The 26,279-nt window shown below is 74.0% G+C and carries 23 protein-coding genes; 21 read left to right on the top strand and 2 right to left on the bottom strand.

Annotation, left to right across the window (positions count from 1 at the left end):
- The first annotated feature begins 59 nt into the window (after positions 1 to 59).
- The 17 genes from ACH0BZ_RS08420 to ACH0BZ_RS08500 all read left to right on the top strand — a co-directional run bounded on the left by ACH0BZ_RS08420 (position 60) and on the right by ACH0BZ_RS08500 (position 21,066).
- On the top strand, positions 60 to 1,619 hold the full coding sequence (locus ACH0BZ_RS08420; RefSeq protein WP_406897674.1) for a UDP-N-acetylmuramoyl-L-alanyl-D-glutamate--2,6-diaminopimelate ligase: 1,560 nt from the start codon (positions 60 to 62) through the stop codon (positions 1,617 to 1,619).
- Positions 1,616 to 3,121 carry a UDP-N-acetylmuramoyl-tripeptide--D-alanyl-D-alanine ligase gene (gene murF, locus ACH0BZ_RS08425; protein ID WP_406897676.1) on the top strand — a complete coding sequence of 502 codons (1,506 nt, stop codon included), beginning with the start codon at positions 1,616 to 1,618 and terminating at the stop codon, positions 3,119 to 3,121. Before ACH0BZ_RS08420 ends, murF begins: the two co-directional genes overlap by 4 nt.
- Positions 3,118 to 4,212, top strand: a complete 1,095-nt coding sequence (gene mraY, locus ACH0BZ_RS08430) for a phospho-N-acetylmuramoyl-pentapeptide-transferase (protein ID WP_406897678.1) — start codon at positions 3,118 to 3,120, stop codon at positions 4,210 to 4,212. Before murF ends, mraY begins: the two co-directional genes overlap by 4 nt.
- A 5-nt stretch (positions 4,213 to 4,217) precedes the next feature.
- Positions 4,218 to 5,696 carry a UDP-N-acetylmuramoyl-L-alanine--D-glutamate ligase gene (murD, locus tag ACH0BZ_RS08435; RefSeq protein ID WP_406897679.1) on the top strand — a complete coding sequence of 493 codons (1,479 nt, stop codon included), beginning with the start codon at positions 4,218 to 4,220 and terminating at the stop codon, positions 5,694 to 5,696.
- 2 nt (positions 5,697 to 5,698) lie between these two features.
- Positions 5,699 to 7,384 carry a putative lipid II flippase FtsW gene (gene ftsW, locus ACH0BZ_RS08440; protein ID WP_406897680.1) on the top strand — a complete coding sequence of 562 codons (1,686 nt, stop codon included), beginning with the start codon at positions 5,699 to 5,701 and terminating at the stop codon, positions 7,382 to 7,384.
- Positions 7,381 to 8,499: an undecaprenyldiphospho-muramoylpentapeptide beta-N-acetylglucosaminyltransferase gene (gene murG / locus ACH0BZ_RS08445; RefSeq protein WP_406897681.1), complete on the top strand. Its 1,119-nt coding sequence runs from the start codon at positions 7,381 to 7,383 to the stop codon at positions 8,497 to 8,499. Before ftsW ends, murG begins: the two co-directional genes overlap by 4 nt.
- A 53-nt stretch (positions 8,500 to 8,552) precedes the next feature.
- On the top strand, positions 8,553 to 9,956 hold the full coding sequence (gene murC, locus ACH0BZ_RS08450) for a UDP-N-acetylmuramate--L-alanine ligase (RefSeq protein WP_406897730.1): 1,404 nt from the start codon (positions 8,553 to 8,555) through the stop codon (positions 9,954 to 9,956).
- A 2-nt stretch (positions 9,957 to 9,958) separates the two neighbouring features.
- The gene (locus ACH0BZ_RS08455) at positions 9,959 to 10,765 is read left to right on the top strand and encodes a cell division protein FtsQ/DivIB (RefSeq protein ID WP_406897683.1); all 807 of its coding nucleotides are present in this window, start codon (positions 9,959 to 9,961) and stop codon (positions 10,763 to 10,765) included.
- A 197-nt stretch (positions 10,766 to 10,962) separates the two neighbouring features.
- Entirely contained in the window at positions 10,963 to 12,138 is a 1,176-nt protein-coding gene (gene ftsZ, locus ACH0BZ_RS08460; protein WP_406897684.1) for a cell division protein FtsZ, read from the top strand.
- A gap of 7 nt (positions 12,139 to 12,145) precedes the next feature.
- A complete protein-coding gene (gene pgeF, locus ACH0BZ_RS08465; protein ID WP_406897686.1) occupies positions 12,146 to 12,868 on the top strand; it encodes a peptidoglycan editing factor PgeF in 723 nt (240 codons plus the stop codon).
- The gene (locus ACH0BZ_RS08470) at positions 12,865 to 13,611 is read left to right on the top strand and encodes a YggS family pyridoxal phosphate-dependent enzyme (RefSeq protein WP_406897688.1); all 747 of its coding nucleotides are present in this window, start codon (positions 12,865 to 12,867) and stop codon (positions 13,609 to 13,611) included. Before pgeF ends, ACH0BZ_RS08470 begins: the two co-directional genes overlap by 4 nt.
- 74 nt (positions 13,612 to 13,685) lie before the next feature.
- Entirely contained in the window at positions 13,686 to 14,402 is a 717-nt protein-coding gene (locus ACH0BZ_RS08475) for a cell division protein SepF (protein ID WP_406897689.1), read from the top strand.
- Between the two features lie 59 nt (positions 14,403 to 14,461).
- Positions 14,462 to 14,761, top strand: a complete 300-nt coding sequence (locus tag ACH0BZ_RS08480) for a YggT family protein (protein ID WP_406897690.1) — start codon at positions 14,462 to 14,464, stop codon at positions 14,759 to 14,761.
- 133 nt (positions 14,762 to 14,894) lie between these two features.
- A complete protein-coding gene (locus ACH0BZ_RS08485; protein WP_406897691.1) occupies positions 14,895 to 15,773 on the top strand; it encodes a DivIVA domain-containing protein in 879 nt (292 codons plus the stop codon).
- Between the two features lie 123 nt (positions 15,774 to 15,896).
- On the top strand, positions 15,897 to 16,130 hold the full coding sequence (locus ACH0BZ_RS08490; RefSeq protein ID WP_406897692.1) for a hypothetical protein: 234 nt from the start codon (positions 15,897 to 15,899) through the stop codon (positions 16,128 to 16,130).
- A 293-nt stretch (positions 16,131 to 16,423) separates the two neighbouring features.
- Positions 16,424 to 19,618 (top strand): isoleucine--tRNA ligase, encoded by a 3,195-nt coding sequence (gene ileS, locus ACH0BZ_RS08495; protein WP_406897693.1) that lies wholly within the window; start codon positions 16,424 to 16,426, stop codon positions 19,616 to 19,618.
- Positions 19,619 to 19,632: 14 nt separating this feature from the next.
- Positions 19,633 to 21,066 (top strand): DNA polymerase IV, encoded by a 1,434-nt coding sequence (locus ACH0BZ_RS08500; RefSeq protein ID WP_406897694.1) that lies wholly within the window; start codon positions 19,633 to 19,635, stop codon positions 21,064 to 21,066.
- Between the two features lie 33 nt (positions 21,067 to 21,099).
- Here ACH0BZ_RS08500 and ACH0BZ_RS08505 read toward each other — a convergent pair whose 3' ends face one another.
- A complete protein-coding gene (locus ACH0BZ_RS08505) occupies positions 21,100 to 22,128 on the bottom strand; it encodes an asparaginase (RefSeq protein WP_406897695.1) in 1,029 nt (342 codons plus the stop codon).
- A gap of 146 nt (positions 22,129 to 22,274) precedes the next feature.
- Here ACH0BZ_RS08505 and ACH0BZ_RS08510 point away from each other — a divergent pair, with 146 nt between their 5' ends.
- Positions 22,275 to 22,913 carry a hypothetical protein gene (locus ACH0BZ_RS08510; RefSeq protein WP_406897696.1) on the top strand — a complete coding sequence of 213 codons (639 nt, stop codon included), beginning with the start codon at positions 22,275 to 22,277 and terminating at the stop codon, positions 22,911 to 22,913.
- A 41-nt stretch (positions 22,914 to 22,954) separates the two neighbouring features.
- Here ACH0BZ_RS08510 and ACH0BZ_RS08515 read toward each other — a convergent pair whose 3' ends face one another.
- Positions 22,955 to 23,962 (bottom strand): hypothetical protein, encoded by a 1,008-nt coding sequence (locus ACH0BZ_RS08515; RefSeq protein WP_406897698.1) that lies wholly within the window; start codon positions 23,960 to 23,962, stop codon positions 22,955 to 22,957.
- Positions 23,963 to 24,032: 70 nt separating this feature from the next.
- On the opposite strand from ACH0BZ_RS08515, the gene lspA reads away from it, so the two are divergent.
- From lspA to ACH0BZ_RS08530, 3 genes are read left to right on the top strand one after another with little or no spacing between them, the layout of a single operon-like run.
- Positions 24,033 to 24,617, top strand: coding sequence for a signal peptidase II (gene lspA, locus ACH0BZ_RS08520; RefSeq protein ID WP_406897699.1), 585 nt, complete (start codon positions 24,033 to 24,035; stop codon positions 24,615 to 24,617).
- Positions 24,610 to 25,536 carry an RluA family pseudouridine synthase gene (locus ACH0BZ_RS08525; RefSeq protein WP_406897700.1) on the top strand — a complete coding sequence of 309 codons (927 nt, stop codon included), beginning with the start codon at positions 24,610 to 24,612 and terminating at the stop codon, positions 25,534 to 25,536. The genes lspA and ACH0BZ_RS08525 overlap by 8 nt, the downstream gene beginning before the upstream one ends.
- The gene (locus ACH0BZ_RS08530) at positions 25,533 to 26,267 is read left to right on the top strand and encodes a hypothetical protein (RefSeq protein WP_406897701.1); all 735 of its coding nucleotides are present in this window, start codon (positions 25,533 to 25,535) and stop codon (positions 26,265 to 26,267) included. The genes ACH0BZ_RS08525 and ACH0BZ_RS08530 overlap by 4 nt, the downstream gene beginning before the upstream one ends.
- The last annotated feature ends 12 nt before the right edge of the window (positions 26,268 to 26,279 follow it).

Raw genomic sequence — 26,279 nt, forward strand, 5'->3', positions numbered from 1 at the left:
AGCGTGTAGCGGGTTCACAGGAGGGTCGAGACGGCAGGACGAGGGAGGCGGGCGACGAGATGACGACGGCGAAGCAGCTGGCCGAGACGGTCGGCGCGGACCTCCTCGGCGACCCCGGATCCGCCCGGCTGACCGTGACGGGTGCCACGATCCGCGCGCAGGACGCCGGCCCCGGCGACCTGTTCGCCGCGCTCCCGGGCGCCCGCGCCCACGGCGCCGCCTACGCGGGCGACGCCGTCGCCGCCGGGGCCGTGGCCGTGCTCACCGATCCCGCCGGGCTCGACGCGATGGGCGAGGTGGCCTCTCACGTGGCGGTGCTCGTCCACGACCGTCCGCGGGCGGTCCTCGGGGCACTCTCCGCGGCCGTCGCCGGCGACCCCTCGGAGCGTCTCGACGTGGTGGGCATCACCGGAACGTCGGGCAAGACCACCACCTCCTACCTGCTCGAGGCGGCGATCGAGGCGTGCGGGCCCGTCGCCGGGCTCATCGGCACCACGGGGAGCCGGGTGGCCGGCCGTGTGTTGCCGAGCCGGCTCACCACACCGGAGGCCCCGGAATTCCAGGCGCTGCTGGCCCGGATGCGCGACGCGGGCGCCCGGGCGGTGGCCGCCGAGGTCTCCAGCCACGCCCTGCGGCTGGGACGGGTGGACGGCACCCGCTTCGCCGTCGGCGCCTTCCTCAACCTCAGCCAGGACCACCTGGACTTCCACCCGGACATGGAGGACTACTTCCGCGCCAAGTGCCGCCTGTTCTCCGCGGACGCCGACCCGGGCTCGGTGGTCCGGCCCGCCGAGAAGGCGGTCGTGGTGGTCGATGACGAGTGGGGCCGCCGGGTCGCCGCGCGCAGGCCCGACGCCGTCACCGTCTCCGCGGACCCGCAGGGGGACGCGGACTGGACCGCCGGCGAGTCCCTCACCTCCACGGACGGCACCCAGACCTTCGCCGCGTGGGGGCCGCGGGGCGTCACGGTGGAGGTCCGGCTGCCGATCCTCGGGCGGTTCAACGTGGCCAACGCGCTCGTGGCCCTGGCGATCGTCGACGCGCTCGGGCTGGATGTGCGCGACGCCGCTGCCGGGATGGCGGACGCCCGGGTCCCCGGCCGCCTCGAGCCGATCGACCACGGCCAGGATTTCCGGGTGCTCGTCGACTACGCCCACAAGCCGGGCGCGGTGTCGGCGGTGCTCCGGTCCGTGCGCGCCCAGGCCGACGGCCGCGTCGCCGTGGTGCTCGGCGCGGGCGGCGACCGGGACCCCGGCAAGCGACGCCTCATGGGCACCGCGGCCGCGGAGGTGGCCGACCTCGTGGTGGTGACCGACGACAACCCGCGCAGCGAGGACCCGGCGGCGATCCGTGCCGAGGTCCGGGCCGGGGCGGAGGGCGCCGCGGGCCCCGGCACGCGCGTCGTGGAGATCGGCGACCGCCGCGCCGCGATCGCGGCCGCCGTCGCCTGGGCGCGGTCCGGGGACGTGGTCGTGGTGGCGGGCAAGGGCCACGAAACCGGGCAGGAGGTGGCCGGCACGGTCCACCCCTTCGACGACCGCGTCTGCGCGGCGGAGGAGATCGACCGGCTCCGCGTCGACACCCACACGGACGGCGAGACGGAGGACTCCCACCCATGATCGACCTCACGCTCGGCGAGATCGCCGACATCGTCGGCGGCCGCCTGCACGGCGGCGCCCCCGGCACTGTGGTGACGGGCACCGTCGAGTTCGACTCCCGCCGCGTCGGCCCCGGCGGCCTCTTCCTCGCGCTGCCCGGCGAGCGGGTCGACGGCCACGACTTCGTTGCCGGTGCCCTCGCGGCCGGCGCGGCCGCCGCCCTCGTGGCCCGGCCGGTGGACGGCGCCGATGGCGCGCAGATCGTCGTGCCGCCCGTGGACCGGCGCGAGACCAACGCCATGGCCCTGGCCGCCGACGCCGACGGCTCGGGCGCCGCGGTGCTCGCCGCCCTCGGCGCGCTGGCGCGGGCGAGCGTTGACCGCCTTGTCGCCGAGCACGGGCTCGTCGTGGTGGGGGTGACCGGCTCCTCCGGCAAGACCAGCACCAAGGACCTCATCGGCGCCGTGCTCTCGGCCGCCGGCACCGTCGTGGCGCCTCCCGGGTCGTTCAACAACGAGATCGGCCACCCCTGGACCGCGCTGCGCGCCGACGAGTCCACCGACTTCCTCGTCCTGGAGATGAGCGCCCGCGCGCCCGGCAATATCGCCGACCTCGCCCGGATCGCCCCGCCCCGCATCGGGGTGGTGCTCAACGTGGGGACCGCGCACCTCGGAGAGTTCGGCTCACGCGACGTCATCGCCGCCACCAAGGGCGAGCTCGTCGAGGCCCTGCCGCCGGCCTCCGAGGGCGGCGTGGCCGTCCTCACCCGCGACGACGACCGGGTCCAGGCCATGGCGGACCGCACCGCGGCCCGCGTGGTGAGCGTCGGGGTGGGGGGATCGGCCGAGGTGCGCGCCGAGTCCGTGACGCTCGACGACCGGGCCCGCGCCCATTTCCGGCTCGTGACCCCGGAGGGCGGGGCCGACGTCGCTCTGCGCGTCCACGGCGAACACCAGGTGGGCAACGCCTTGTCCGCGGCGGCCGTCGGCCTCGCCTGCGGCATGGACGTGGCGGCCGTCGCGGCCGCGCTGGGCACGGCCACCGCCGCCTCCCAGCGCCGCATGGACGTGCGCGTGACCGCCGACGGCGTCACGGTGATCAACGACTCGTACAATGCCAACCCCGACTCGATGCGGGCCGCGCTCAAGTCGCTCGCGCTCATGGCGCGCGCGGGCGGGGGACACCGCCGCACCTGGGCCGTGCTCGGCGAGATGGCGGAGCTGGGGGAGGACGCGGTGATCGAGCACGACCTCGTCGGCCGCTTCCTGGTGCGCCTGGACATCTCGCAGCTCGTGGTGGTGGGGCACGGCCGCCCGCAGCGCGCGCTGTTCCAGGGCGCGATCCAGGAGGGGTCGTGGGGCAGCGAGGCCGACCACGTCGCGGACGTCGACGAGGCCGTCGCCCTCCTCGACGAACGGGTGCAACCCGGGGACCTCGTGCTGGTCAAGGCCTCGCAGGCCGTGGGATTGTGGAGCGTCGCCGAGCACCTGCTCGAGGCGCGTGGTGAGGAGAACAGCAAGTGACCCAGATCATCGTCGCGGGAGTCGTGGCGTTCGTCGTGAGCATCTTCCTCACGCCCGTCCTGATCCTGTACTTCCGGCGCCGCGGGTTCGGTCAGGAGATCCGGATCGAGGGCCCCAAGTCCCACCTGAGCAAGTCCGGCACCCCGACGATGGGCGGGCTCGCGATGGTGGTGGCGGTGTGGCTGGCCTACATCGCGGCCGGGCTGGTCGGCCAGTTCACGGTGGGCGGCGGCGGGTTCACCGCCTCCGGCCTGCTCGTGCTCGGGCTGGCCACCGGGCTCGCCGTGGTGGGCACCGTCGACGACGGTCTCAAGGTGTTCAAGCGCCACAACAAGGGTCTGGGCATCGTCTCCAAGACCGTCGGCCAGGTGGCCGCCGCACTCGCCTTTGCCGTGCTCATCCTGGGCTTCCGTAACTCCGACGGGATCACGCCGGCGAGCACCTCGCTGAGCTACATCCGCGATTTCGTCGCGGTGACCTTCCCGGTCGTGGTCTTCCTGATCTTCATCGTCGCCCTCGTCTTTGTCTGGTCCAACGCCGTCAACTTCACGGACGGGCTGGACGGCCTGGCCGCCGGCTCCGTGGCCATGGTGATGGGTACCTACGTCATCTTCAGCTTCTGGCAGTTCCGGTATTCGTGCTTCTCCAGCAACACGGAGGTGGACCTGTCCGGTTGCTACCAGGTGCGCGACCCGCTGGACATCGCGGTGCTCTGCTCGGCCGCGCTGGGCGCCTGCCTGGGCTTCCTCTGGTGGAACGCCGCGCCCGCCAAGATCTTCATGGGCGACACCGGCTCGATGTTCCTCGGCGGTCTCGTAGCCGGCGTGTCGGTGGTCTCGCACACCGAGCTGCTCATGGTGGTCGTGGGTGCCCTGTTCATCATCGAGTTCGTCTCGGTGGTCATCCAGGTCGTCGCGTTCCGGACCACCGGCCGGCGGCCGTTCCGGATGACGCCGATCCACCACCACTTCGAGAACGGTGGGTGGAAGGAGACCACGGTGACCATCCGCTTCTGGCTCATCTGCGCAATCTCCTGCGGCCTGTCCATCGCCCTGTTCTACGGCGACTGGCTCGCCAACTCGACGGGATGACCGGCATGACGTGGCTGACCACCGGGGCCCGGGGGACCGACGTCCGCGCGCTCGCGGGCACGCGGGTCCTCGTCCTGGGCGCTGGGGTGTCCGGCCCGGGCGCCGTCCGGATGCTCGGCGCCCTGGGCGCCGAGCCCGTCGTGGCGGACTCCCGACCCGAGGCGCTGGAACGGCTCCGCGCCGCGCTCCCGGGCGGCGTCGCCTGCGGCGGCGCGGACCTCGATCGGGCGGCGCAGCTCGTCGCCCACGGCGAGGTGGACCTCGTGGTGACGAGTCCCGGCTGGCGGCCGGACTCGCCGCTGCTCGTGGCGGCCGCGGAGGCGGGGATCGACGTGTGGGGCGACGTCGAGCTGGCGTGGCGCGCGGACGCCGCCGAGCTCTTCGGCCCGCGTCGCACCTGGCTCGCCGTCACCGGAACCAACGGCAAGACCACCACCACCTCGATGCTCGAGGCGATCTGCCTCGAGGCGGGGCTGGCGGTCAGCGCCTGCGGCAACATCGGGCTGCCGGTGACCGAGGTGCTGCTCGCCGAGCCGCGGGTGGACGTCCTTGCGGCCGAACTGTCGAGCTTCCAGCTCCACTGGGCGCCGAGCTGCCGGCCCGACGTGGGCGTGGTGCTCAACGTGGCCGAGGACCACCTGGACTGGCACGGGTCGATGGAGTCCTACGCCGCGGCCAAGGCGCAGGTCCTCACCGGCCGCGTCGCGGTGGCCGGGGTGGACGACCCGCGGGCGGCCCGGCTGCTCGCCGCGGCCCCGGCGCCCACCCACGTCGGCGTGCGGCTGGGGGAGCCCGGGCCCGGGGAGTACGGGGTGTCCGGGGGGGTGCTCACCGTGCGCGGCGCGTCGGGCGGCGGTGACGACGACGAGGCCGCGCTGCTGCCCGCGGCGGACGTTCGTCCGCCGGGCCCGGCCGGGATCCTCGATGCGCTGGCCGCCGCTGCGGTGGCCGCGGCCGTGGGCGCCCGCCCGGAGCACGTGGCCGCCGCGCTGCGCGACTTCACTGTGGGCGAGCACCGCGCCGAGCACGTCGACACGGTCGACGGCGTGCGCTACGTGGACGACTCCAAGGCCACCAACCCGCACGCCGCCCGCACGTCGCTGCTGGCCGGCGGCCCGATGGTGTGGATCGCCGGCGGGCTGCTCAAGGGCGCGGACGTGGAGCCGCTGGTCGCCGAGGTCGCCGACGTGCTCCGCGGGGTCGTGCTCCTGGGCCGTGACCGGGGGCGGATCGCGGAGGCATTGGCCCGACACGCGCCGACGGTGCCCGTCGTGGAGCTGCCCTCGGGAGACGATGACGGGGCCGCGGCTCCCGACGAGCCGCAGCACACGATGGACCGTGCGGTCGCCGAGGCCGCGCGGATGGCCACCGGTGGCGACACCGTGCTGCTCGCCCCCGCGGCCGCGTCGATGGACATGTTCACCGACTACGGCCACCGCGGGCGCAGCTTCGTCCTCGCCGTGGGTCGCGTGGCGGGGAGGTAGGAATGACACTCAGGGAACCCGTACGGCGGGCCGGAGCGTCCGCCGCCGCTGCCGACGAGGGATCCGGCCGCGGCGCGGAGGGGCGGCCCGACCTGCTCGGCCGCATCGCCGCGCCCCTGGCGGCGATCAACCGCGCCCCGCTCACCTCGTACCACGTGGTCATGGTGATCACGTGCCTGCTCACGGTGATCGGGCTCGGCATGGTGCTCTCCAGCTCCAACGTTCTGGCCTTCTCGGGCGGCGGCACCCCTTTCGACATCTTCCTGCGCCAGGCGATGTTCGTCGCGATCGGTTGGGTGGGCTTCTACGCGGCCCTGCGCGTGCGGATCGAGGTTGTCCGCGCGATGGCGTTCCCTCTGTTGCTCGCCGGCATCGCCCTGCTCGGCGCGGTGCTCATCCCGGGCGTCGGCATGGAGGTCAACGGCTCGCGCGGGTGGATCAACCTCGGCCTGTTCCACATCCAGCCCGCCGAGATCGCCAAGTTCGCGTTTCTCGTCTGGGCCTGCTCGGTCATCGCTCGCCGCGTGCGCAGTGGCTACTGGCTGGACATGCTCTTCCCCGCGATCCTCGGCTGGGCGGTGGTCGCCGGACTCATCGTCGTCGCCCCGGACCTCGGCATGGCCACCGCCACAACCGTCGTCTTGCTCGCCGCCCTGTGGTTCGCCGGGTACCCGGGCCGGCACTTCCTCTACGTCCTGGGCTTCGGCGCCATCGTGTTCGGCGTCTTCGCCGCTGCGTTCGCCTACCGCTTCGAGCGTATCCGCACGTTCACGAGCACGTTCGTCGGAGACTTCTCCAACCCCCAGGGGTCGGCGTACCAGTCGTATCAGGGCATGCTCTCCCTGGCCGACGGCGGACTCTTCGGCGTGGGCCTCGGCCAGTCGAGCGCCAAGTGGTTCTACCTGCCCGAGGCCACCAACGACTTCATCTTCGCGATCATCGGCGAGGAGCTGGGGTGGTTCGGCGCCGCGGTCGTCGTCGCCCTCTACGTGGCCCTGGGCTGGGCGGGGATGCGGATCGCGCTCCGCTCGGTGGACCCGTTCCGTCGCCTGCTCGCCGGCACCATCACCACCGCGATCGTGCTCCAGGCGTTCATCAACATCGGCTACGTCGTAGGGCTGCTGCCGGTGACCGGCCTCCAGCTCCCGCTCATCTCCAACGGCGGCACCTCCGCCGTCGTCACCCTCACCTCGTTGGGGCTGCTCGCCAACTGCGCGCGCCACGAGCCCGAGGCCATCTCGGCGATCCTCAGCTCGCCGGCGCGCCGCCGCCGCTGGTTCTCGTTGCCCGCCCCCCGGCCGTACACGCCGGAGCGGCCGGTCCCCGCCGCGGCCGCCCCCGGCCGGTCCAGTGAGGGCGCCCGCCGCTACGGCGAGCCGGTCACCCGCTCGCCGCAGCAGCCCGGCCGCGGTCGCCCGTCCGCCGCGCCCCGGCGGACGGCCCAGCCTGCCCCGACGCCCCGGCCCGGCCGCGGCGCCCCGAGCGGACCGGCGTACGAGTCGATGCCGATCCCGGCGGACGCCGACCGCGACCGACGTCGCGGCGCCACGGCCATGACCGGTCGCACGGCCCGCCCCGTACGCGGCCGCGCCCGCGACGCCCAGGCGGCGGGCCGCCCGCGGCGCCCGTCCGCCGACGGCGGGGCCCGCCAGTCGCCGAGCCCCATCCACCGGGGGCGCGAGCGATGACCCCGGCCCACACCGGCGGACCCTCCGTCCTCGTGGTGGGCGGCGGCACCGCCGGACACATCGAGCCCGCCCTCGCCGTGGCGGAGGCCATCACCGCAATCGACCCGGCCGCCCGCGTCACCGCGGTGGGCACGCCCCGCGGCCTCGAGACCGACCTCGTCCCGCGGCGGGGCGTGCCGCTCGAGCTGGTGGACCCCGTCCCGCTGCCGAGGAAGCCCGGTGCCGACCTGCTCCGGCTTCCGGTGCGGCTCGCCCGGGCGGTCCGCGGGGCCCGTGCCGTGCTGCGCCGGACCGACGCCGACGTGGTGGTGGGCTTCGGCGGCTACGCCTGCGTGCCGGTGTATCTCGCCGCCGCGACCACCCGCCCCCGCGTGCCGATCGTGGTCCACGAGGCCAACGCCCGCGCCGGCCTGGCCAACAAGCTCGGCGCCCGCCTGGCCGTGGCCACCCTCGCCGCGGTCCGGGGGTCCGGCCTGGACGCGCGCGTCGTCGGCAACCCGGTCAAGCGGTCGGTCTCCGGTCTGGACCGGACCGCGCTGCGCGCGGAGGCCCGGCGGTTCTTCGGGCTCGATCCCGACGCCCCGACCCTGCTCGTCGTGGGTGGCTCGCAGGGCGCGCGCTCGCTCAACACGGCGATGGCCGGCGTCGCGGAGGAGTTCCCGCGGGCCGGGGTGGGCGTCCTGCACGCCGTGGGGCCCAAGAACGTCGACTCCGCGCCCCGCGTCGAGGGTCCCGGCCCGGCGTACGTGACCGTGTCCTACGTGGACCGCATGGACCTGGCCTACGCGGCCGCCGACCTCATCCTGTGCCGCTCCGGTGCGATCACCGTCGCCGAGGTCTCGGCCGTGGGGCTGCCGGCGGTGTTCGTGCCGTTGCCGCACGGCAACGGTGAGCAGGCGCTCAACGCCGGGGACCTCGTGGCGGGCGGCGCGGCACTGCTCGTCGACGACGCCGACCTCGGGCCGGAGTTCCTGCGCTCGACCGTCCTGCCGCTGGTCCTCGACCGGGACCGCCTGGACGCCATGTCCGCCGCCGCGGTGCGCGGCGGCTCGCGAGACGCGGCGGAGATCGTGGCGCGGGTCGCGCTCGACGCCGCCGGGAAGGCCCGCCGGTGACGGAGAACCCAGGCACGACGACCGGGGTGCCCGACACCCTGAGCCGCGTCCATATGATCGGGATCGGCGGTGCCGGCATGTCCGGCGTCGCGCGGATCCTCCTCGACCACGGGGTGGCGGTCTCCGGCAGCGACGCCCGCGACTCCGACGACCTGCGCGCGCTCGCCGCCCGCGGCGCTGCCGTCCGCGTGGGCCACGACGCCGCCGCGCTCGGCGTGCTCGGCGCCCCGCCGGAGGTCGTCGTGGTGTCCAAGGCGGCGATCCCCGCCGACAACCCCGAGCTCGCCGCGGCGCGGGACGCCGGGATCCCGGTGGTCACCCGCTCGCAGGTCCTCGGCCACCTCGCGCGCGCCGGCCGCTCGATCATGGTGTGCGGCACCCACGGCAAGACCTCCACCACGTCGATGCTCATCGCCGGGATGCTCGCCGCGGGCCGGGACCCGTCGTTCGCCGTGGGCGGAACCGTCCTGCAGTTCGGGACCAACGCCCGGGGTGGGGCGGACCCTGTATTCGTTGCCGAGGCCGACGAGTCCGACGGCTCGCTCGTGCACTACGAGCCGGACGTCGTGATCCTCACCAACGCCGAGCCCGACCACCTGGACCACTTCGGCACCGCCGAGGCCTACTACGAGGTCTTCGACACCTTCCTTGCCCGGATCCCGGCCTCCGGCGCGCTCGTGGCCTGCCTCGACGACCCGGGGTCCGCCGAGCGCGCGCGCCGCGCCGCGGCCGCCGGGGTGCGCGTCGTGGGCTACCGCACCGCCGGCGGCCCCGAGTCGGGGCTGCCCGCTGCGGCCGAGTTGGCGGACCTGACGGTCGACGGTGACGGCACCGACGCCTCGCTCGTCCTCGACGGCGCCCCCGTCGGCCGGATCCACGTGGGCGCCCCGGGCGAGCACATGGCCCTCAACGCGCTGGCCGCCCTGCTCGCGGCCCGAGAGATCGGCGTGGACACCGACGGGTTGCTCGCCGGGCTCGCCGGATTCGGCGGGGTGGGACGGCGCTTCGAGCCCAAGGGCTCCGCAGCGCTCGACGGCGGCCGGGTGCAGGTCTACGACGACTACGCGCACCACCCCACCGAGGTGACGGCGGTGCTCTCGGCGGCGCGCGACGTGGTCACGGCGGCGGGGCCCGGGCGCCTGGTGGCGGTGTTCCAGCCGCACTTGTACTCGCGCACCCGGATCTTCGCGGCCGAGTTCGGCGCGGCGCTCTCGCTCGCCGACGAGGTCGTGGTGCTGGACGTCTACGGGGCGCGCGAGCAGCCCGAGCCCGGCGTCGACGGCGGACTCGTGGCCCGCCACGTCACCGTCGACGTGCACCACGTCCCGGACCTGGACGCCGCACTGGCCGCGGTGGTCGGGCTGGTCCGGCCCGGGGACGTCGTGTTCACCCTCGGCGCCGGTGACGTCACGACACTCGGCCCGCGGATCCTCGACGGGGTCGCCGGGAGGGCGTGACGGTGACCGACCACAGTGACGAACCCGCCACGATCTCGGACGACCCGGACCGCAGGGCCGCCGCCGCCTCGGTGGAGCGCTCGGACGAGCGTGTCCGCCACGCCGACCCGGCGGTCCGTGCGCGCCTGCGTCGACGCCGTCGCCGCACCAACCGCATCTACCTCGGCCTGGGCCTGGCGCTGGCCGCCGTCCTCGTGGGCTATGTGGCGCTGTACTTCCTGCCCCTGCTGTCGGTGCGGTCGGTCCAGGTGCACGGCGCGGAGACGATCCCCGTCGAGCAGGTGACGGAGCGTGCGGCCGTCGCCACGGGGACCCCACTGCTGCAGGTGGACACGCACACAGTGGCCCGCCGGGTCGCGGGGCTACCGCGAGTCGACGAGGTGACGGTCCGGCGCGACTACCCCTCTTCGCTGCGGATCGACCTGGTGGAGCGCACGGCGCTCGTCGTGGTGGACGTCGACGGCGCCCCGCACCTGGTCGACGCGGACGGCGTGGACTTCGGGCAGGGCGAGGCCCCGCCCGGGACGCCGACGCTCACGGTGGGGGAGTCGGCGCGCGCCGACCTGCCCGCCGTGGTCCGCGACCTGGCGACCGTCTTCGACGAGGCCCGGGGCACCGCCGGTCTCGACATCACCGCCGCCGAGGTCGAGACCCGCGCGTCGATCGTGCTCGTCCTGGCAGACGGCCGACGGATCGAGTGGGGGGCCGCCGGCCGCGACCACGAGAAGGCCGTCGCCCTGCAGATGGTGCTCGACAGGCCGGGCGAGGTCTGGAACGTGTCCAACCCGGCGCTGCCGGCCTCCCGGTAGACGCGTTCGCGACCCGACACGCCCGCGAGCCTCGTGGACGCACGGGGCCCGTGCCCCTACCGTGTCCCTCGACGGCGGAAAAGGCCTCTGACCAGCAAGTTTAACCCTCAACTAGAGGGTGAGACTTCACCGGTGGAGGGTTTCGTCGAGTCAGCACGCAACCGAGCACGACACCCCCACAGGAAGGCCGGGCCTCGATGAGCTCACCGCACAACTACCTCGCAGTCATCAAGGTCGTCGGGATCGGCGGCGGCGGCGTCAACGCCGTCAACAGGATGATCGACGAGGGCCTCAAGGGCGTCGAGTTCATCGCGGTGAACACCGACGCCCAGGCCCTGCTCATGTCGGACGCGGACGTCAAGCTCGACGTGGGCCGCGAGCTCACCCGCGGTCTCGGCGCCGGCGCCGACCCGGAGGTCGGCCGCAAGGCCGCCGAGGATCACAAGGACGAGATCGAGGAGGTCCTCAAGGGGGCCGACATGGTCTTCGTCACCGCTGGCGAGGGCGGCGGCACCGGCACCGGTGGCGCGCCCGTCGTGGCCGCCATCGCCCGCAAGCTCGGCGCACTCACCGTGGGCGTCGTCACCCGGCCCTTCTCCTTCGAGGGCAAGCGCCGCGGCGGCCAGGCCGATGCCGGCATCGACGCGCTGCGCGAGGCCTGCGACACACTCATCGTGATCCCCAACGACCGGCTGCTCCAGCTCGGCGACGCGGGCGTGTCCATGATGGAGGCGTTCAAGACCGCGGACGAGGTGCTCCTCAACGGCGTGCAGGGCATCACCGACCTCATCACCACCCCCGGCGTCATCAACGTGGACTTCGCCGACGTCAAGGGCGTCATGTCCGGCGCGGGCAGCGCGCTCATGGGCATCGGCTCGGCCCGCGGGGACAACCGGTCGTTCAAGGCCGCGGAGGCCGCCATCAACTCGCCTCTGCTCGAGACCACCATGGAGGGCGCCAAGGGCGTGCTCATGTCCATCGCCGGCGGCTCCGACCTGGGTCTGTTCGAGATCAACGAGGCCGCTTCGCTCGTGCAGGAGGAGGCGCACCCGGACGCCAACATCATCTTCGGCACCGTGGTCGACGACTCGCTCGGCGACGAGGTCCGTGTGACCGTCATCGCCGCCGGCTTCGAGGGCGGCTCGCGGCCGGTCACCGCGCGCGGGGACGCCCCGTCGCGCCGCGGCCGCCACCACCTCGACGACGACGCGGTCCCCGGCGCCACCGGCGAGGGCGAGTCCGCGCCGGGCCTCGGATCCACGCCGCTCGACGGCCGCCGCCGCGAGGAGGCACCCGCGGCCGCGCCGGCCTCGCCCTCGCGCCGCCGCGACGAGGACGACGACATCGACGTCCCGCCGTTCATGCGGCACTGATCCCGCGGTGACGCCACCTGCCACCGGGCGCGTCCGCCGCGTGGTCACCGACCGGCGCGGCGGCGCGTCCGCGGGCGAGTTCGACTCCTTCAACCTCGGCGATCACGTGGGGGACGACCCCGCGGCGGTCGCCGCCAACCGACGGCGCCTCGCCGGGCACCTCGGCCTGCCCCCCGGGAACGTCGTGTGGATGGACCAGGTGCACGGCACCCGGATCGCCCGCGTTCACGGGCCCACCGGTGGCGCAGTGCCGGCTACGGACGGCCTCGTCACCGACCGCCCGGGGCTCGCGCTCGCCGTCCTCACGGCCGACTGCGTCCCGGTCCTCGCCGCCGACGAGGAGGCCGGTGTCATCGGCGCCGCCCACGCCGGCCGGGTGGGGGCGGCCGCCGGGATCGTCCCCGCGCTCATCGGGGCGATGGGCTCGCTCGGGGCCCTCCCGGACCGGATCACCGTCCTACTCGGGCCCGCTGCCGACGGTCGGCACTACGAGCTCCCCGAGGACCTGGCCGCGGAGGTCGAGGCCGCCCTTCCCGGCAGCCGCACCTCGACCGTCGCCGGCACCGCCGGCGTGGACATCCGGGCCGGCCTCACCCGCCAGCTCGCCGGACTGGGCGTGTCCCGCGTGTCCGCCGACCCGCGGTGCACCATTGCCGACGACACCCTCTTCTCCTACCGGCGGCAGGGACGCACCGGCCGCCAGGCGAGCGTCATCTGGAGGCAGCAGTGACCGGAACCGACCTGACGGACGACCCTCGCGGCGCCGAGATCGCCGCGCGGTTGGCCGAAACCCGCGACCGCCTGTCGGCAGCCCTCGCGGCGGCCGGGCGGACCGACGTGGTCGACCTCGTCGTCGTCTCCAAGTTCCACCCCGTCGCCGACGTCGCGCGCCTCGCCGCGCTGGGCGTCGCCGACCTCGGGGAGAATCGGGTGCAGGAGGCGTCCGCCAAGGTCGCCGACCTGGCGGAGGGGCACCCGGACCTCGCCGCGCGGGTGCGGTGGAACATGATCGGCCACATCCAGTCCAACAAGGCCGCCGCCGTGGCCGGTTGGGCCGACCGCGTCCACTCGGTGGACTCGGTCAAGGTGGCAGGCGGTCTCGAGCGCGGCCGCGCCCGGGCCGCCGGGGAGCGCGACGGCGTAGGGGCCCTGCCGGTCCTGCTCCAGCTCAGCCTCGACGGCGACACCACCCGCGGCGGCGTCGCCCGCGACGACCTGGCGGCTCTCGCCGACCACGTCGCCGGTCTCGACCACCTCCGCCTGGCCGGGCTCATGGTGGTGCCCCCGCTGGAGGGGGATCCAGCCGCCCACTTCGCCGACGCCGCCGCCGTCGCGGACCGGCTGCGCCGCGACCATCCCGACGCCGACGCCTTCTCCGCCGGGATGTCCGGCGACCTCGAGGCCGCCGTCGCCGCGGGATCGACGTGCGTGCGTGTCGGTACGGCGATCCTCGGCCCGCGACCAGTAGGTTGAAGGCCATGATCACGGGGGACCGACCCCGTGACGAGCTGACCGCGACGACCCAGCACCAGGAAGGTCCCCTCCCGATGAACGCAATCGCCCGGTTCAAGGAGTACTTCGGCATGGCGCCCGTCGCGGCGTACGAGGACGAGTACCTCGACGACTACGACCGGCCCGTGCACCACGACGTCCGCGACGCACGCCTGCGCGGCGCCGACGACCTGGACCTCGCTCCCCGCGCCGCAGCCCGCGACCGGCGCGAGGACTACGGCTACGCCGCCGACCGCTACGCCGACGAGGCCCCCCGTACCCGCGGCGCCGAGCTCGACGCCGCGGACGACCTCCACGCGGGGCGCCGCTACCGCGACGCGATCGACGAACCCGCCCCGCGCCCCCGCCGCTACCATGCCGCCGAGGCCGGCGCCCGCGCCTCGCTCCGCGGCGTCTCCCGCGGCTCCGCCCACACCCACGGCGCCGTCGCCCTCGCCCCCGAGGAGGACTTCGTCGAGGACGGGCTGGTCACCGTGCCGGAGACCGTGGTCGAGCGCCCCCGCGGCTTCGGCGACGGCAAGAGCCTCGGCGAGCACTTCCGCGAGGGGCGCGCCGTGGTCCTGGACCTGTCCTCGATGGCCCGCGATGACGCCCGCCGCATGGTGGACTTCGCTGCCGGCCTCGTGTTTGGCCTCGACGGCCGCATGGAGAAGGTCGCCGACCGCGAACGCACCTTCCTGCTCCAGCCGGTCGGTATGGACCTCACCGAGGCCGAGGTTCGCGAGGCTGTCAACGGCGCCTTCCGGCGCTGACGGACCACCTCCGACGACGCCGTCCGCGCCCGCCGGCCGCGGACGGTTAGGGTTGACGCGTGCGCGAATTCTTGGTTGTTCTCTACATTCTCACCCAGATCTTCTGGTTCCTCCTGTTGGCCCGGATCGTCGTCGAGATGATCGCGTCGTTCTCGCGCGGCTGGAGTCCGAGGGGCGCGGTCGCGGTGGTGCTCGAGTGGATCTTCGTGATCACCGATCCGCCGGTCAAGGCCCTGCGCACAGTGATCAAGCCCGTGCGGATGGGCCAGATCTCGCTCGACCTGTCGGTGTTGGTGCTCTTCGTCATCATCATCGTGCTCCAGATGGTCCTGAGCATGCTCATGGCGCAGACGGTCTGACGCGTGGGACGGGTCTGCGGGTGACTCGCGGGCCGATTGTGACTAGATTGACCGCCGTTAAGGTAGTAATGATGACGTGGGTCCGTCGTGTGAACGTCGGGCCGGCACCCGAGACGACCACGAGGGGTATCCCATGCCGTTGACTCCAGCCGATGTGCACAATGTCGCGTTCTCCAAGCCGCCGATCGGCAAGCGCGGCTACAACGAGGACGAGGTGGACCAGTTCCTCGACCTCGTCGAGGACGAGCTCGGCACGCTGGTCGCCGACAACGAGGATCTGCGCCAGCGGGTCGAGGAGCTGACGCGCGACCTCGAGAAGGCGCGCAAGTCCGGCGGCAAGAGCGACAAGGCATCGGCTGCCGACGACTCCGGCGAGGGCAAGAAGCAGCAGCCCGCCGCCCAGGCCGCGGCGCCCGTCGCGGCGGCCGCCGCGACCCCCTCGCTCGCCAAGAGCGACGACGGCGCGGCCAACGAGGAGACCCATCTCCGTGCCGCCCGCGTCCTCGCGATGGCGCAGGAGATGGCGGACCGCCTCACCGGCGAGGCCAAGAAGGAGTCCGACGAGCTCATGACCAAGGCCCGCGGCGAGTCGGACAAGCTCGTCGGCGACGCCCGCTCCGAGTCCGAGAAGATGGTCGGGGAGGCCCGCAAGGAGGCCGACCGGATCCTCGGCGAGGCCAAGACCAAGTCCGACTCCATCGTCAGCGACGCCCAGGCCCGCTCGGACCAGCAGGTCAAGGAGGCGCAGTCCAAGGCCGACGCGCTGCAGGCCGACGCCGAGCGCAAGCACACAGAGATCATGGCCACCATCAACCAGCAGCGTGGCGTGCTCGAGGGCCGGATCGACCAGCTCCGTACCTTCGAGAAGGACTACCGCAGCCGGCTCACCAGCTACCTCGAGAACCAGCTGCAGGAGCTCGGCAGGTCCGGCTCGGCGGCCCCCGCCGCCCCGGCCGAGAACGCCGGCGCCCCCGATCAGGGCCCCGCGAAGGGCGGCGACCGCTCCGAGTAGCTCGCCCACGGGTCGTCCGTCGGTCCCCGCGCCCGTCACGGGTGTGGGGACCGACGTATATTCGGGGGCGGGAACCGCGCCACGGTCGCGGACACTGTCGCAGAGAACGCCAGGAGGTCACCGATGCTCGTCGCCGCACTCGGCCTGACGATGCTCGGGTTCGCCTTCCTCGTGGCCGCGGTGGCCACCGGCCAGATCCTCTGGGCGTGGGCGTGCATCGGCGTGGGCGCGCTGGGGCTGCTCCTCCTCGTCGTCGACCTCATCCGTGGCCGCAGCGGCCACGACGAGGCCGGCGGTGACCCCGGCGCGACCCCCTCCGGGAATCCGGATGGGGCGGACGCCCGGACGGGCGGGTAGGATCGGGAGCCGTCCGGCCACGCGCCGGATGCGCAGAGATCCGGCCATCACCGGGGAGCGCTCGGAAGAACGGCGGGCCGCGGCCGGAGGCGGGCCCGCTCAGTAGAACCGAACCCCGGGAGCGCGAAGGCGCCCCGACCCACGAGTGGGCGCCGTACGCCGGCGCCAAACGGGGTGGTACCGCGGACGGCACGCGCGAGGAGCGCGGCCGGATCGTCCCCGAGAGCAGGCCACACCAGGCCCCGCGGACGCCACGCCCCGCGGGGCCCGCACCCGCGAGGAGTCCGCCACACATGAGCACCGAGCCCACCGCCGAAAACCGTACCGGCGGCGCGTACCCGCGCCTCGACCTCACCGACGGGACCATCGCCTCGCCGTCGTTCCCGGCCCTCGAAGAGAAGGTCCTCGCCCGCTGGGACGAGCGCGACACGTTCCGCGAGTCCATCCGCAACCGCGTGGACGCCGAGGAGTACGTCTTCTACGACGGCCCGCCCTTCGCCAACGGCCTGCCGCACTACGGGCACCTGCTCACCGGCTACGTCAAGGACGTGGTCCCGCGCTACCGCACGATGCGTGGCTACAAGGTGGAGCGGCGCTTCGGCTGGGACTGCCACGGGCTGCCCGCCGAGCTCGAGGCCGAGAAGCAGTTGGGGATCACCGAGAAGTCCCAGATCCTCGACATGGGGCTCGCGGAGTTCAACAACGCCTGCGAGACGTCGGTGCTCAGGTACACCGACGAGTGGGAGCGGTACGTCCACCGCCAGGCCCGCTGGGTGGACTTCGAGAACGACTACAAGACCCTCGACATCGACTTCACCGAGTCCGTCCTGTGGGCCTTCAAGGAGCTCTACGACAAGGGCCTGGTCTACAAGGGCTTCCGCGTCCTGCCGTACTCCTGGTACGAGCAGACGCCGCTGTCCAATCAGGAGACCCGCCTCGACGACGCGTACAAGATGCGTCAGGACCCGGCCGTGACCGTGGGGCTCCCGCTCGAGGCCCCGCAGTCGAGCCCGCTACACGGCGCCGAGGCCCTGGTGTGGACGACCACGCCGTGGACCCTGCCGTCCAACCTCGCGGCCGCCGTCCACCCCGAGATCGACTACACGGTGGTCCGCGTGCGTTCCGGCGACCTCGCCGGCCGGACCTTCGTCCTGGCCGAGGCCCGGCGGGGCGTGTACGCCACCGAGTTCGGGGACGACGCCGAGGTGATCGCCACGCTCAAGGGCACCGAGCTCGTGGGCCTGCGCTACACGCCGCCCTTCGACTTCTTCGCCGGTCACCCGAACGCGCACGTGGTGCTCTCCGCCGACTACGTCACCACCGAGTCCGGCACCGGCGTGGTCCACCTCGCGCCCGCCTTCGGCGAGGAGGACAAGGACGCCTGCGACGCCGCGGGTATCGAGCTCGTGATCCCCGTGGGCCCGGACGGAAAGTTCACCTCCGAGGTTCCGCCGTACGCCGGCCAGCTCGTCTTTGACGCCAACGCCCCCATCTCCCGCGATCTGCGCTCGGCCGGGCGGCTCATCCGGCACGAGACCATCGAGCACTCGTACCCGCACTCGTGGCGTTCCGGTCAGCCGCTCATCTACATGGCGCTGCCGGCCTGGTTCGTCAAGGTCACGGCGTTCCGGGACCGCATGGTGGAGCTCAACCACGAGCAGATCACGTGGATGCCCGAGCACGTCCGCGACGGGCAGTTCGGCAAGTGGCTCGAGGGCGCCCGCGACTGGAACATCAACCGCAACCGCTACTGGGGCGCCCCGATCCCGGTGTGGGAGTCCGACGACCCCACCTACCCTCGCGTCGACGTGTACGGCTCGCTCGACGAGCTCGAGCGCGACTTCGGTGTGCGGCCCACCGACCTGCACCGCCCGTACATCGACGAGCTCACCCGGCCCAACCCGGACGACCCGACCGGTAAGTCCACGATGCGGCGCGTGGCTGACGTGTTCGACTGCTGGTTCGAGTCCGGCTCCATGCCGTTCGCGCAGGTCCACTACCCCTTCGAGAACAAGGAGTGGTTCGAGACCCACAACCCGGGCGACTTCATCGTGGAGTACAACGGCCAGACCCGCGGCTGGTTCTACACCCTCCACGTGCTGGCCACCGCGCTGTTCGACCGGCCCGCCTTCACCCACGTCGCCGCCCACGGCATCGTCCTGGGCAACGACGGGCTCAAGATGAGCAAGTCCAAGGGCAACTACCCGGACGTCAACGAGGTGTTCGCCCGCGACGGCTCGGACGCCATGCGCTGGTTCCTCATGAGCTCGCCCATCCTGCGCGGCGGCAACCTCGTGGTGACCGAGCAGGGGATCCGCGAGGGCGTCCGGCAGGCGATGCTCCCACTGTGGAACGCCTACAGCTTCTTCCAGCTCTACGCGGCAGAGCGAGCCACATGGCGCACGGACTCGCAGCACGTCCTGGACCGCTACATCCTCGCCCGGCTCGCCTCGACCCGCGACGCCATGACGACGGCGATGGACGCCACCGACATCGCCGGCGCCTGCGACGAGCTGCGCCGGTTCGCCGACGCGTTGACCAACTGGTACGTCCGCCGGTCCCGCTCGCGGTTCTGGGCGGGCGAGTCCTCGGGGCAGGACGCCAAGGACGCCTTCGACACCCTCTACACGGTGCTCGAGACCACCATGCGACTCGCGGCCCCGCTGCTGCCGCTCATGGCGGAGGTCGTGTGGACGGGCCTGACGGGCGAGGAGTCGGTGCACCTCACCGACTGGCCCGCGGAGTCCGACCTGCCGCACGACACCGGCCTGGTCGAGGCGATGGAGGCCGTGCGTGATGTGTGCTCGACCGTGTCCTCGATCCGCAAGGCCAAGCACCTGCGCGTGCGGCTGCCGCTCAGCTCGCTCACGGTGGCCATGCCGGACGCCACCCGGCTCGAGCCCTTCACCGGGATCATCGCCGACGAGGTCAACGTCCGCGAGGTGGTGCTCACCGACGACGTGGCCGCGCACGGCCGCATGGAGCTGGCCGTCAACGCCCGCGTGGCCGGCCCGCGCCTGGGTAAGGACGTCCAGACCTGCATCAGGGGCGCCAAGTCGGGGGACTGGTCGGAGGTCGACGGGGTTGTGACCGCCGGTGGGATAGAGCTCGAGCCGGGCGAGTACGAGCATCGTCTCGTGGCCGCCGACCCTGAGTCCACGGCCGCCCTGCCCGGTGGCGCCGGGCTCGTGGTGCTGGACCTCACCGTCACCGAGGAACTCGAGGCGGAGGGTTGGGCCAAGGACCGCATCCGCGAGATCCAGGAGGCGCGGCGGGCGGCCGGGCTGGACATCACAGACCGCATCCGCGTGCGCCTCGAGGTGCCGGCGGAGCGGCGCGAGTGGGCCGACCGGCACGCCCACCTCGTCGCCGGCGAGGTGCTGGCCACCGACTTCGCCGTGGTCGACGCGCTGGACTCGGAGGCGGGGCCCGACGGCGCGCCCGTGGACCTGGGCGAGGGCGTCCGGATGACCCTGTCCCGGGTCTGATCGGGAGGCCCGACGTGACCGTCCGGCAGGACCGCTGGGTCCTGCACGTGGACATGGACGCGTTCTTCGCGTCCTGCGAGCAGCTCACCCGGCCGACCCTGCGGGGTCGGCCGGTACTCGTGGGCGGCGTGGGCGGCCGCGGCGTGGTGGCGGGGTGCTCGTACGAGGCCCGTGACCACGGCGTTCACTCCGCCATGCCCATGCACCAGGCGCGCCGCCTCGTCGGCCCGTCCGCGGTGGTCCTCCCCAACCGGATGTCCGTCTACCGCGTCCTGAGCCGCCGCGTCTTCGAGGTCTTCCGCGCGCACGTGCCGGTGGTCGAGCAGGTCTCCGTGGACGAGGCGTTCCTCGAGCCGACGGAGCTGCGCGGCTCGACCGTGGAGGACACGCGCGCGTGGGCGGAACGCCTGCGCGCGGCGGTCCGGGAGGCCACCGGGCTCCCCGCGTCGGTGGGGGCGGGGGCGGGCAAGCAGTACGCCAAGATCGCCTCCGACCTGGCCAAGCCGGACGGGGTGGCGGTGGTCGCCCGGCGCGACCACGCCGAGATCCTCGACCCGCTGCCGGTGCGCAAGCTGTGGGGGGTGGGGCCGGTGGCGGGGGAGCGGCTCGCCCAGTTCGGGGTGGTGACGATCGGAGACCTGGCGGCGATGGACGACGACGACGTGGCGCAGGCGCTCGGGCGGACCGTCGGCCCGGCCATCGCCCGGATCGCCCGCGGTTACGACGACCGGCCGGTCCACGAGCGCGCCGAGGCCAAGCAGATCAGCGCCGAGAGCACCTTTGCGACCGACCTCACCACCGCCGGACAGGTCGCGGAAGCGGTGCGCCGGGCGGCCGGGGCAGCGCACCGGCGCCTGCTCGCGGACGGACGGGCCGCCCGCACCGTCACGGTCAAGGTGCGGCGCAGCGACTTCTCCGTGAGCACCCGGTCCACGACGCTCCCGGTGGGCACCACGTCGCTTGAGACGATCGACGCCGTGGCGCGCTCGCTGGCCCCAGACCCGGTGGACTTCGGGGCGATCCGGTTGCTCGGGGTGGGTGTCTCAGGGCTCGTCGAGGTGCACCAGGACGCGCTCTTCGAGCAGGAGTTCGTGCCGGACGCCCGGCCCGCCGCGGAGTCCGGTGACGCGGCGGACGACGAACTGCCCGACATCGTGGGCGTGGGCACCACGGTGACGACCGACGCCCACGACGAGGCCGCCGGCGAGTCGGCCGTGGAGGAGGGGCCGCCGGCGATCGGGACGTGGCGGCGGGCCGAGGAGGGGCGGTTCCCCACCGGGGCCGATGTGCGCCACCCGGAGTTCGGCCACGGCTGGGTGCAGGGCAGTGGTCACGGCCGGGTGTCGGTGCGCTTCGAGACCCGCACCACCGGTCCCGGGCGGATGCGGACCTTCGCCGAGGACGACCCGGCGCTCGAGCGGGCGGACCCGCTTGGCTCGCTGGAGTGACCGCCGGCCGCCCCGGGGAGGGGGCGGTCCTCGTCAGGCGTAGAGGTGGAACCGGGACCACTGTCGTCGCACCTCGGCGGCGGCGTCGGTGGAGTCCCCGGCGAGCGAGAGCAACCCGGCCAGCAGGACCCGCGCCTGCGCGGAGCGCAGGTATCCCGTGGTGAGGACCCCGCGGGCGGCCAGTTCGGCGCCGCCGCCGCGACCGCCGTAGGTGGCGGTGACCTCGCCGCGCGGGACCCGGCTGCTCGCGACCACGACCACGTCCGGGCGGTCGGTGGCGAGCGCGGTTACTGCCTCGGCGACCGCCGGCGGCAGGTTGCCCGAGCCCGAGCCCTCGAGCACCAGGCCGCGGGCGCCGGCCGCCACGCACGCCCGCAGCGCCGTCGCGTCGGAGCCGGGCGGGCAGGCCACCACGTCCACCCGGATGTCGGCGAACCGGGGCCGGGCGGGCAGGACGGGCCGTTCGAGCCCGGCCGGCAGGCCCTCGACCGGGACGTCGGGGGCGTTGCGGGCAAAGCCCACGGGGTCGGTCGTGTGCCACTTGCGGACCCCGCGAGCCTGGAGGATCGCCCGGCCCAGGACGACGAGCACACCGAGGTCCCGCGAGACCGGGTCCGCGGCCAGGAGGACGGCGTCGAGGAGGTTGGCGGGGCCGTCGGCCTCCGGGTGGTCGGCCGGGCGCTGGGCGCCGGTCAGCGCGACCGGGCGCGGGTCGTCGTGCACCAGGTCCAGTGCCACGGCGGTGTCCTCGAGGGTGTCCGTGCCGTGGGTGACGACCACTCCGGCGACCCCCGGGTCGGCGAGGGCGTCGGCGACGGCGGCGGTGAGCGCGTCCCACTCCGCGGGCCCGAACGTCGAGGAGTCGGCGTCGAGCACCTCGCGGACCGAGACCCGGATCGTGTCCGGCAGCACCGTGCGGAGGGAGGCGAGCAGCGCCTCCGTGGCCGCACCGGAGTCTCCGGCGGAGACGACCCCGCCGCGATCGGTGGAGGCGGTGATCGTGCCGCCGGTGGTGCAGATCACGACGCGGCGGGTATCGGTGCTGGTCTCGGCGCTGTTCACCCGCACCACAGTGGTGCCGTCCGGGCGTTTCGTCAACCCTCCCGGCGGCGGGTGCTGGAACAATGGCACCCTCGGGCTCGTTGGGCCGATAGTTGGGCCGATAACAGGACGCCCCCGAACCCAGACCTCGACGAAAGGACCCACGCGTGAGTCTTCGACGGACCGTAGCCGCAGTCTCCCTCTCCGCCTTCGCCCTCGGCGGCCTCGCCGCCTGCGGTGGGGAAGACGAGCGCGAGACCGCACCGGAGCCGACTGCGCAGACCACGCAGGCCGCGGCCCCCGTGCCCACGGCCGAGGAGCTGACCGAGCTGCTCGACCGGGCCTCCGACCCGAACGTGCCCATCGAGGAGAAGGTCAACCTCGTGGAGGGCGGGGCCGAGGCGCCCGAGCTCTTCGACCAGATCGCCGCGCTCAAGGAGCAGCAGGGCGCGGATGTCACCATCACCAACGCGGTGGAAGGCGACATTCCGGGCACCCTCATCGCCAACGCCGTGATCGCGCAGGAGGGCCAGCAGGACATCAACGTCCAGGCCCAGTTCATCCAGCAGGACGGACAGTGGAAGCTGCAGAAGTCCTTCGCCTGCGCGCTCATCACCAACGCCGGCCTGCAGGCTCCGGCCAGCTGTGAGTCGGGCACGCCCCCGGGCGCCGACCCGGCGGCCCCGGCCGGTGATCCGGCGGCCCCCGCCGGTGACCCGATGGCCCCGGCGGGCGACCCCATGGCCCCGGCCGGCGATCCGGCGGCGGTGCCCGGCGACCCGGGGGTTCTTCCCGCCCAGCCGTGACCGGATGAGCGGTCCGGGCGGGACGCCCCGCGCGGACCGCCTCAGTCCGCCTGCGCGAACTCGAGGACCGAGTTCTCGTCGTGGGTGGTCCGTGCCCCCGAGTCGGGGTCCACGTAGACCGCCCGCGTCGAGGACTCGGTTCGTCCGTCGACCGGGAGCGCCGAGCGCAGGTCCACGGTGAGCTCACCCCGTCCGGCGACATCGTAGGCGTCCACGTCGAGCGCGACGCCGCCCTCGCCGTCGGAGCCCGGCGCCGTGAGCGTGGGGGAGGGGTCGGGTGCGGTGGTGGTGTGCTCGAGGGTGGCCACGTCCCCCTCGAGGCCGGTGAGCTCGTACGTCGTCACCCGCGTCGGCGCGACGGCGTCGTCGACCCGGCGCGTCACCTCCCACCGCGCGCCCACGCCGATGGCCTCGCGGGGCCACACCACGGTGGTGTCGGACACCGTCGCGGCGGTGATCTCGACGCCGGCCCGGGCCACGTCGGTGGCGCCGACCGGGGCCTCGAGCGAGACCTGCCGGACCGCGCCGTCGGCGCCTCGGGTCCAGGTCACGGTGAAGCCGGTCGCGGTGGCGAACTGCGCCGCCCGGTGCTCGTCCACGGAGGTGAAGTCGAGCACGGTGACGGTCGCGCGCTGGGCGCCGTCCACGTCCGGGTCCGAGCCGCCCTCCACCGTGAGGACCTGCTCGGGGGTGTCGTCGACCCGGGGCGCGGTTCCCGGGACCACGGTCCGCGACGACCCGGACCGGGTGATCTCCACGACGGCCGGCGTGCGGGACGGGCCGTACGTCACCACGCGCCGCTCGCCCGTGCCCGGCTCGAGGAGCCGCACGTCGGGCGCGGGTCCCGGGTCGACCGTCATCGCGGCCTCGAGCGACCCGGCCTCCACGGCGATGTCCGACGCCCCGTTCCCGCCATCGGTGTCGTCGGCGCCGCACGCCGCCACCCCGACCGCCAGGACGGCGGCCGTCGCCGCGGCGGCGAGGCGGGGACGCACGCCGGGGCGGGGGCGTCGGGAGGGGGCGGGGGAGGAGCTCGCGCGCGGGGTCACGGTGACCGAGCCTAGAGGGTCCGCTCCCCGCGGCCGCCGGGCCCATCGGCTCGTCAGGGATACTGGGGGCATGACGGAGACCGACCGCCCGCGGACCCCGGCGCCGGGGCAGGCCCCTGACGGCGTGGGGCCGCGCTATTTCCGGGCCGGTCCCGTGGTCATGCTCGCGATCGCCGCGGTGATCGTGCTCGTCGACCAGGTGACCAAGCTCGCCGCCGTGGCCGCACTCGAGGGCGCCGATCCCGTGCGGCTCGTCGGCGACACCGTCCGTCTGGTACTGCTCCGCAACCCTGGGGCGGCGTTCTCGCTGGGGACGGACGCGACGGTGGTCCTCAGCGTGATCGCCTGCGCGGTGGTGGCGGGACTGCTCTGGTACTCGCGGCGCGTCAACTCGCGGTGGTGGGCCTGGGGCCTGGGCCTCATCCTGGGCGGCGCCGCCGGCAACCTCGTGGACCGGTTCGTCCGCTCGCCCGGCGTGCTCCGGGGCCACGTCGTGGACTTCGTCTCGGTGGGCTGGTGGCCGGTGTTCAACGTGGCGGACGCCTGCCTGGTCACCGGGGTGATCGTGGTGACGGTGGCGGTGTTCCTCGGGGTGGAGACGGATGGCTCCCGCGCGTCGGCGAAGGTGGCGGGACGGGGCGATGCCGATGGGTGAGACCCGGACGTTCCCCGTTCCCGACGGGCTCGACGGCATGCGCGTTGACGCCGGCGTTGCGCGCCTGCTGGGGATCTCCCGCACGGCGGTGGCGGACCTCGCGGCCGAGGGCAAGGTGCTGCTCGACGGCCGGGCCGTGGGCAAGTCGGACAAGCTCACCGGGATGTCGTGGATCGAGGTGGAGATGCCCGAGCCGCGAGCCGAGCCCGCGGTGGTGGCCGAGCCCGTCGAGGGGATGGCGGTGATCTATTCGGACGACGACATCGTCGTCGTCGACAAGCCCGTCGGCGTGGCGGCCCACGCCTCGGTGGGCTGGACCGGGCCCACCGTCATCGGCGGCCTCGCCGCCGCCGGCTATCGCATCTCCACCTCCGGGCCGCCCGAGCGCAAGGGGATCGTCCACCGACTCGACGTGGGCACCTCCGGGCTCATGGTGGTGGCCGCATCCGAGCGCGCGTACACGCTGCTCAAGCGGGCGTTCCGGGACCGCACCGTGGACAAGACCTACCACGCGCTCGTGCAGGGCCACCCCGACCCGCTGTCCGGGACGATCGACGCCCCGATCGGCCGGCACACCTCGTCGGACTGGCGCTTCGCGGTGACCTCCGACGGCAAGCCGTCGATCACGCACTACGACACGCTCGAGGCGCACCAGGCCGCGACGCTCGTCGAGGTGAACCTCGAGACCGGGCGGACCCACCAGATCCGTGTGCACTTCTCGGCCCTGCACCACCCGTGCGCGAGCGACCTCACCTACGGCGCCGACCCCGTGCTCGCCAAACGGCTCGGCCTGGAGCGGCAGTGGCTGCACGCCGTGGGGCTGGGCTTCGAACACCCCGGCACCGGGTCGCGCGTCGATTTCGCGAGCGAGTACCCCGACGACCTCCAGCACGCGCTGGACGTGCTCCGGCCGGCATGACCGGGCGCCAGGCCCGCGGGCGCACGGCCGAGATCGTGGGCGTCTTCACGCTGGTCATGGTCTCCCTCGTGGTGATCCTCTCCCTGCGCGCCGACCTACCGACCACCCCGCCCGTGATGAGCGACGCCCTGGGTCCGGAGAACGGCGAGCGGGTCGACGACTACCTCCCGCGCGCCGCCGCCACCCTCGACGCCTCCGACGACGACCCCCGTTGGGCGCTCGTCACCGCCGGCTGGGCGTGGTCCGTCCCCGAGGCAGCCGGCGTGGTCCGCGAGCTGCCGCGCGTGTCCGGGATCTACGTGCAGGTGCCGGTGGACGGGGTGGCGATGCCCGTCACCGGCGTCACCCTGCCCGAGCCGGTCGCCGGTGAGACCTCCCGCGAGCCGGTGCTCGAGCGGGGACTCGAGCAGGTGATCACGCGGCTCGAGGCCGCCGGCGGGCAAGGGACCGCGGACCCCCCGACTCCCGCCCCGCCGGACCCCGATCGCGCGGCCGCCACCGCGGCGCTCACCGTGGCGCGGATCCGGGGCGGCGAGCCGGCGATCATCGGACTGTTGGCCCGCGGCACCCCCGCCGAGCTGCGCGCCGTGGCCGACCAGCCGTGGGTGCGGGCCGTGGAGGCCCTGCCCGCCGACGCCGTCTGGCAGCGTTTCGCCGTGCGCCCCCTCCAGCCCCAGCAGGCCGAGGCCGCGCTTCCGCTTCCCGACGACGGCCCGCTGCCCCCGGCGTGAGCCGGTACCGAT

It is taken from the genome of Dietzia sp. 179-F 9C3 NHS, from assembly GCF_045369825.1.
Classification (GTDB): Bacteria; Actinomycetota; Actinomycetes; order Mycobacteriales; family Mycobacteriaceae; genus Dietzia.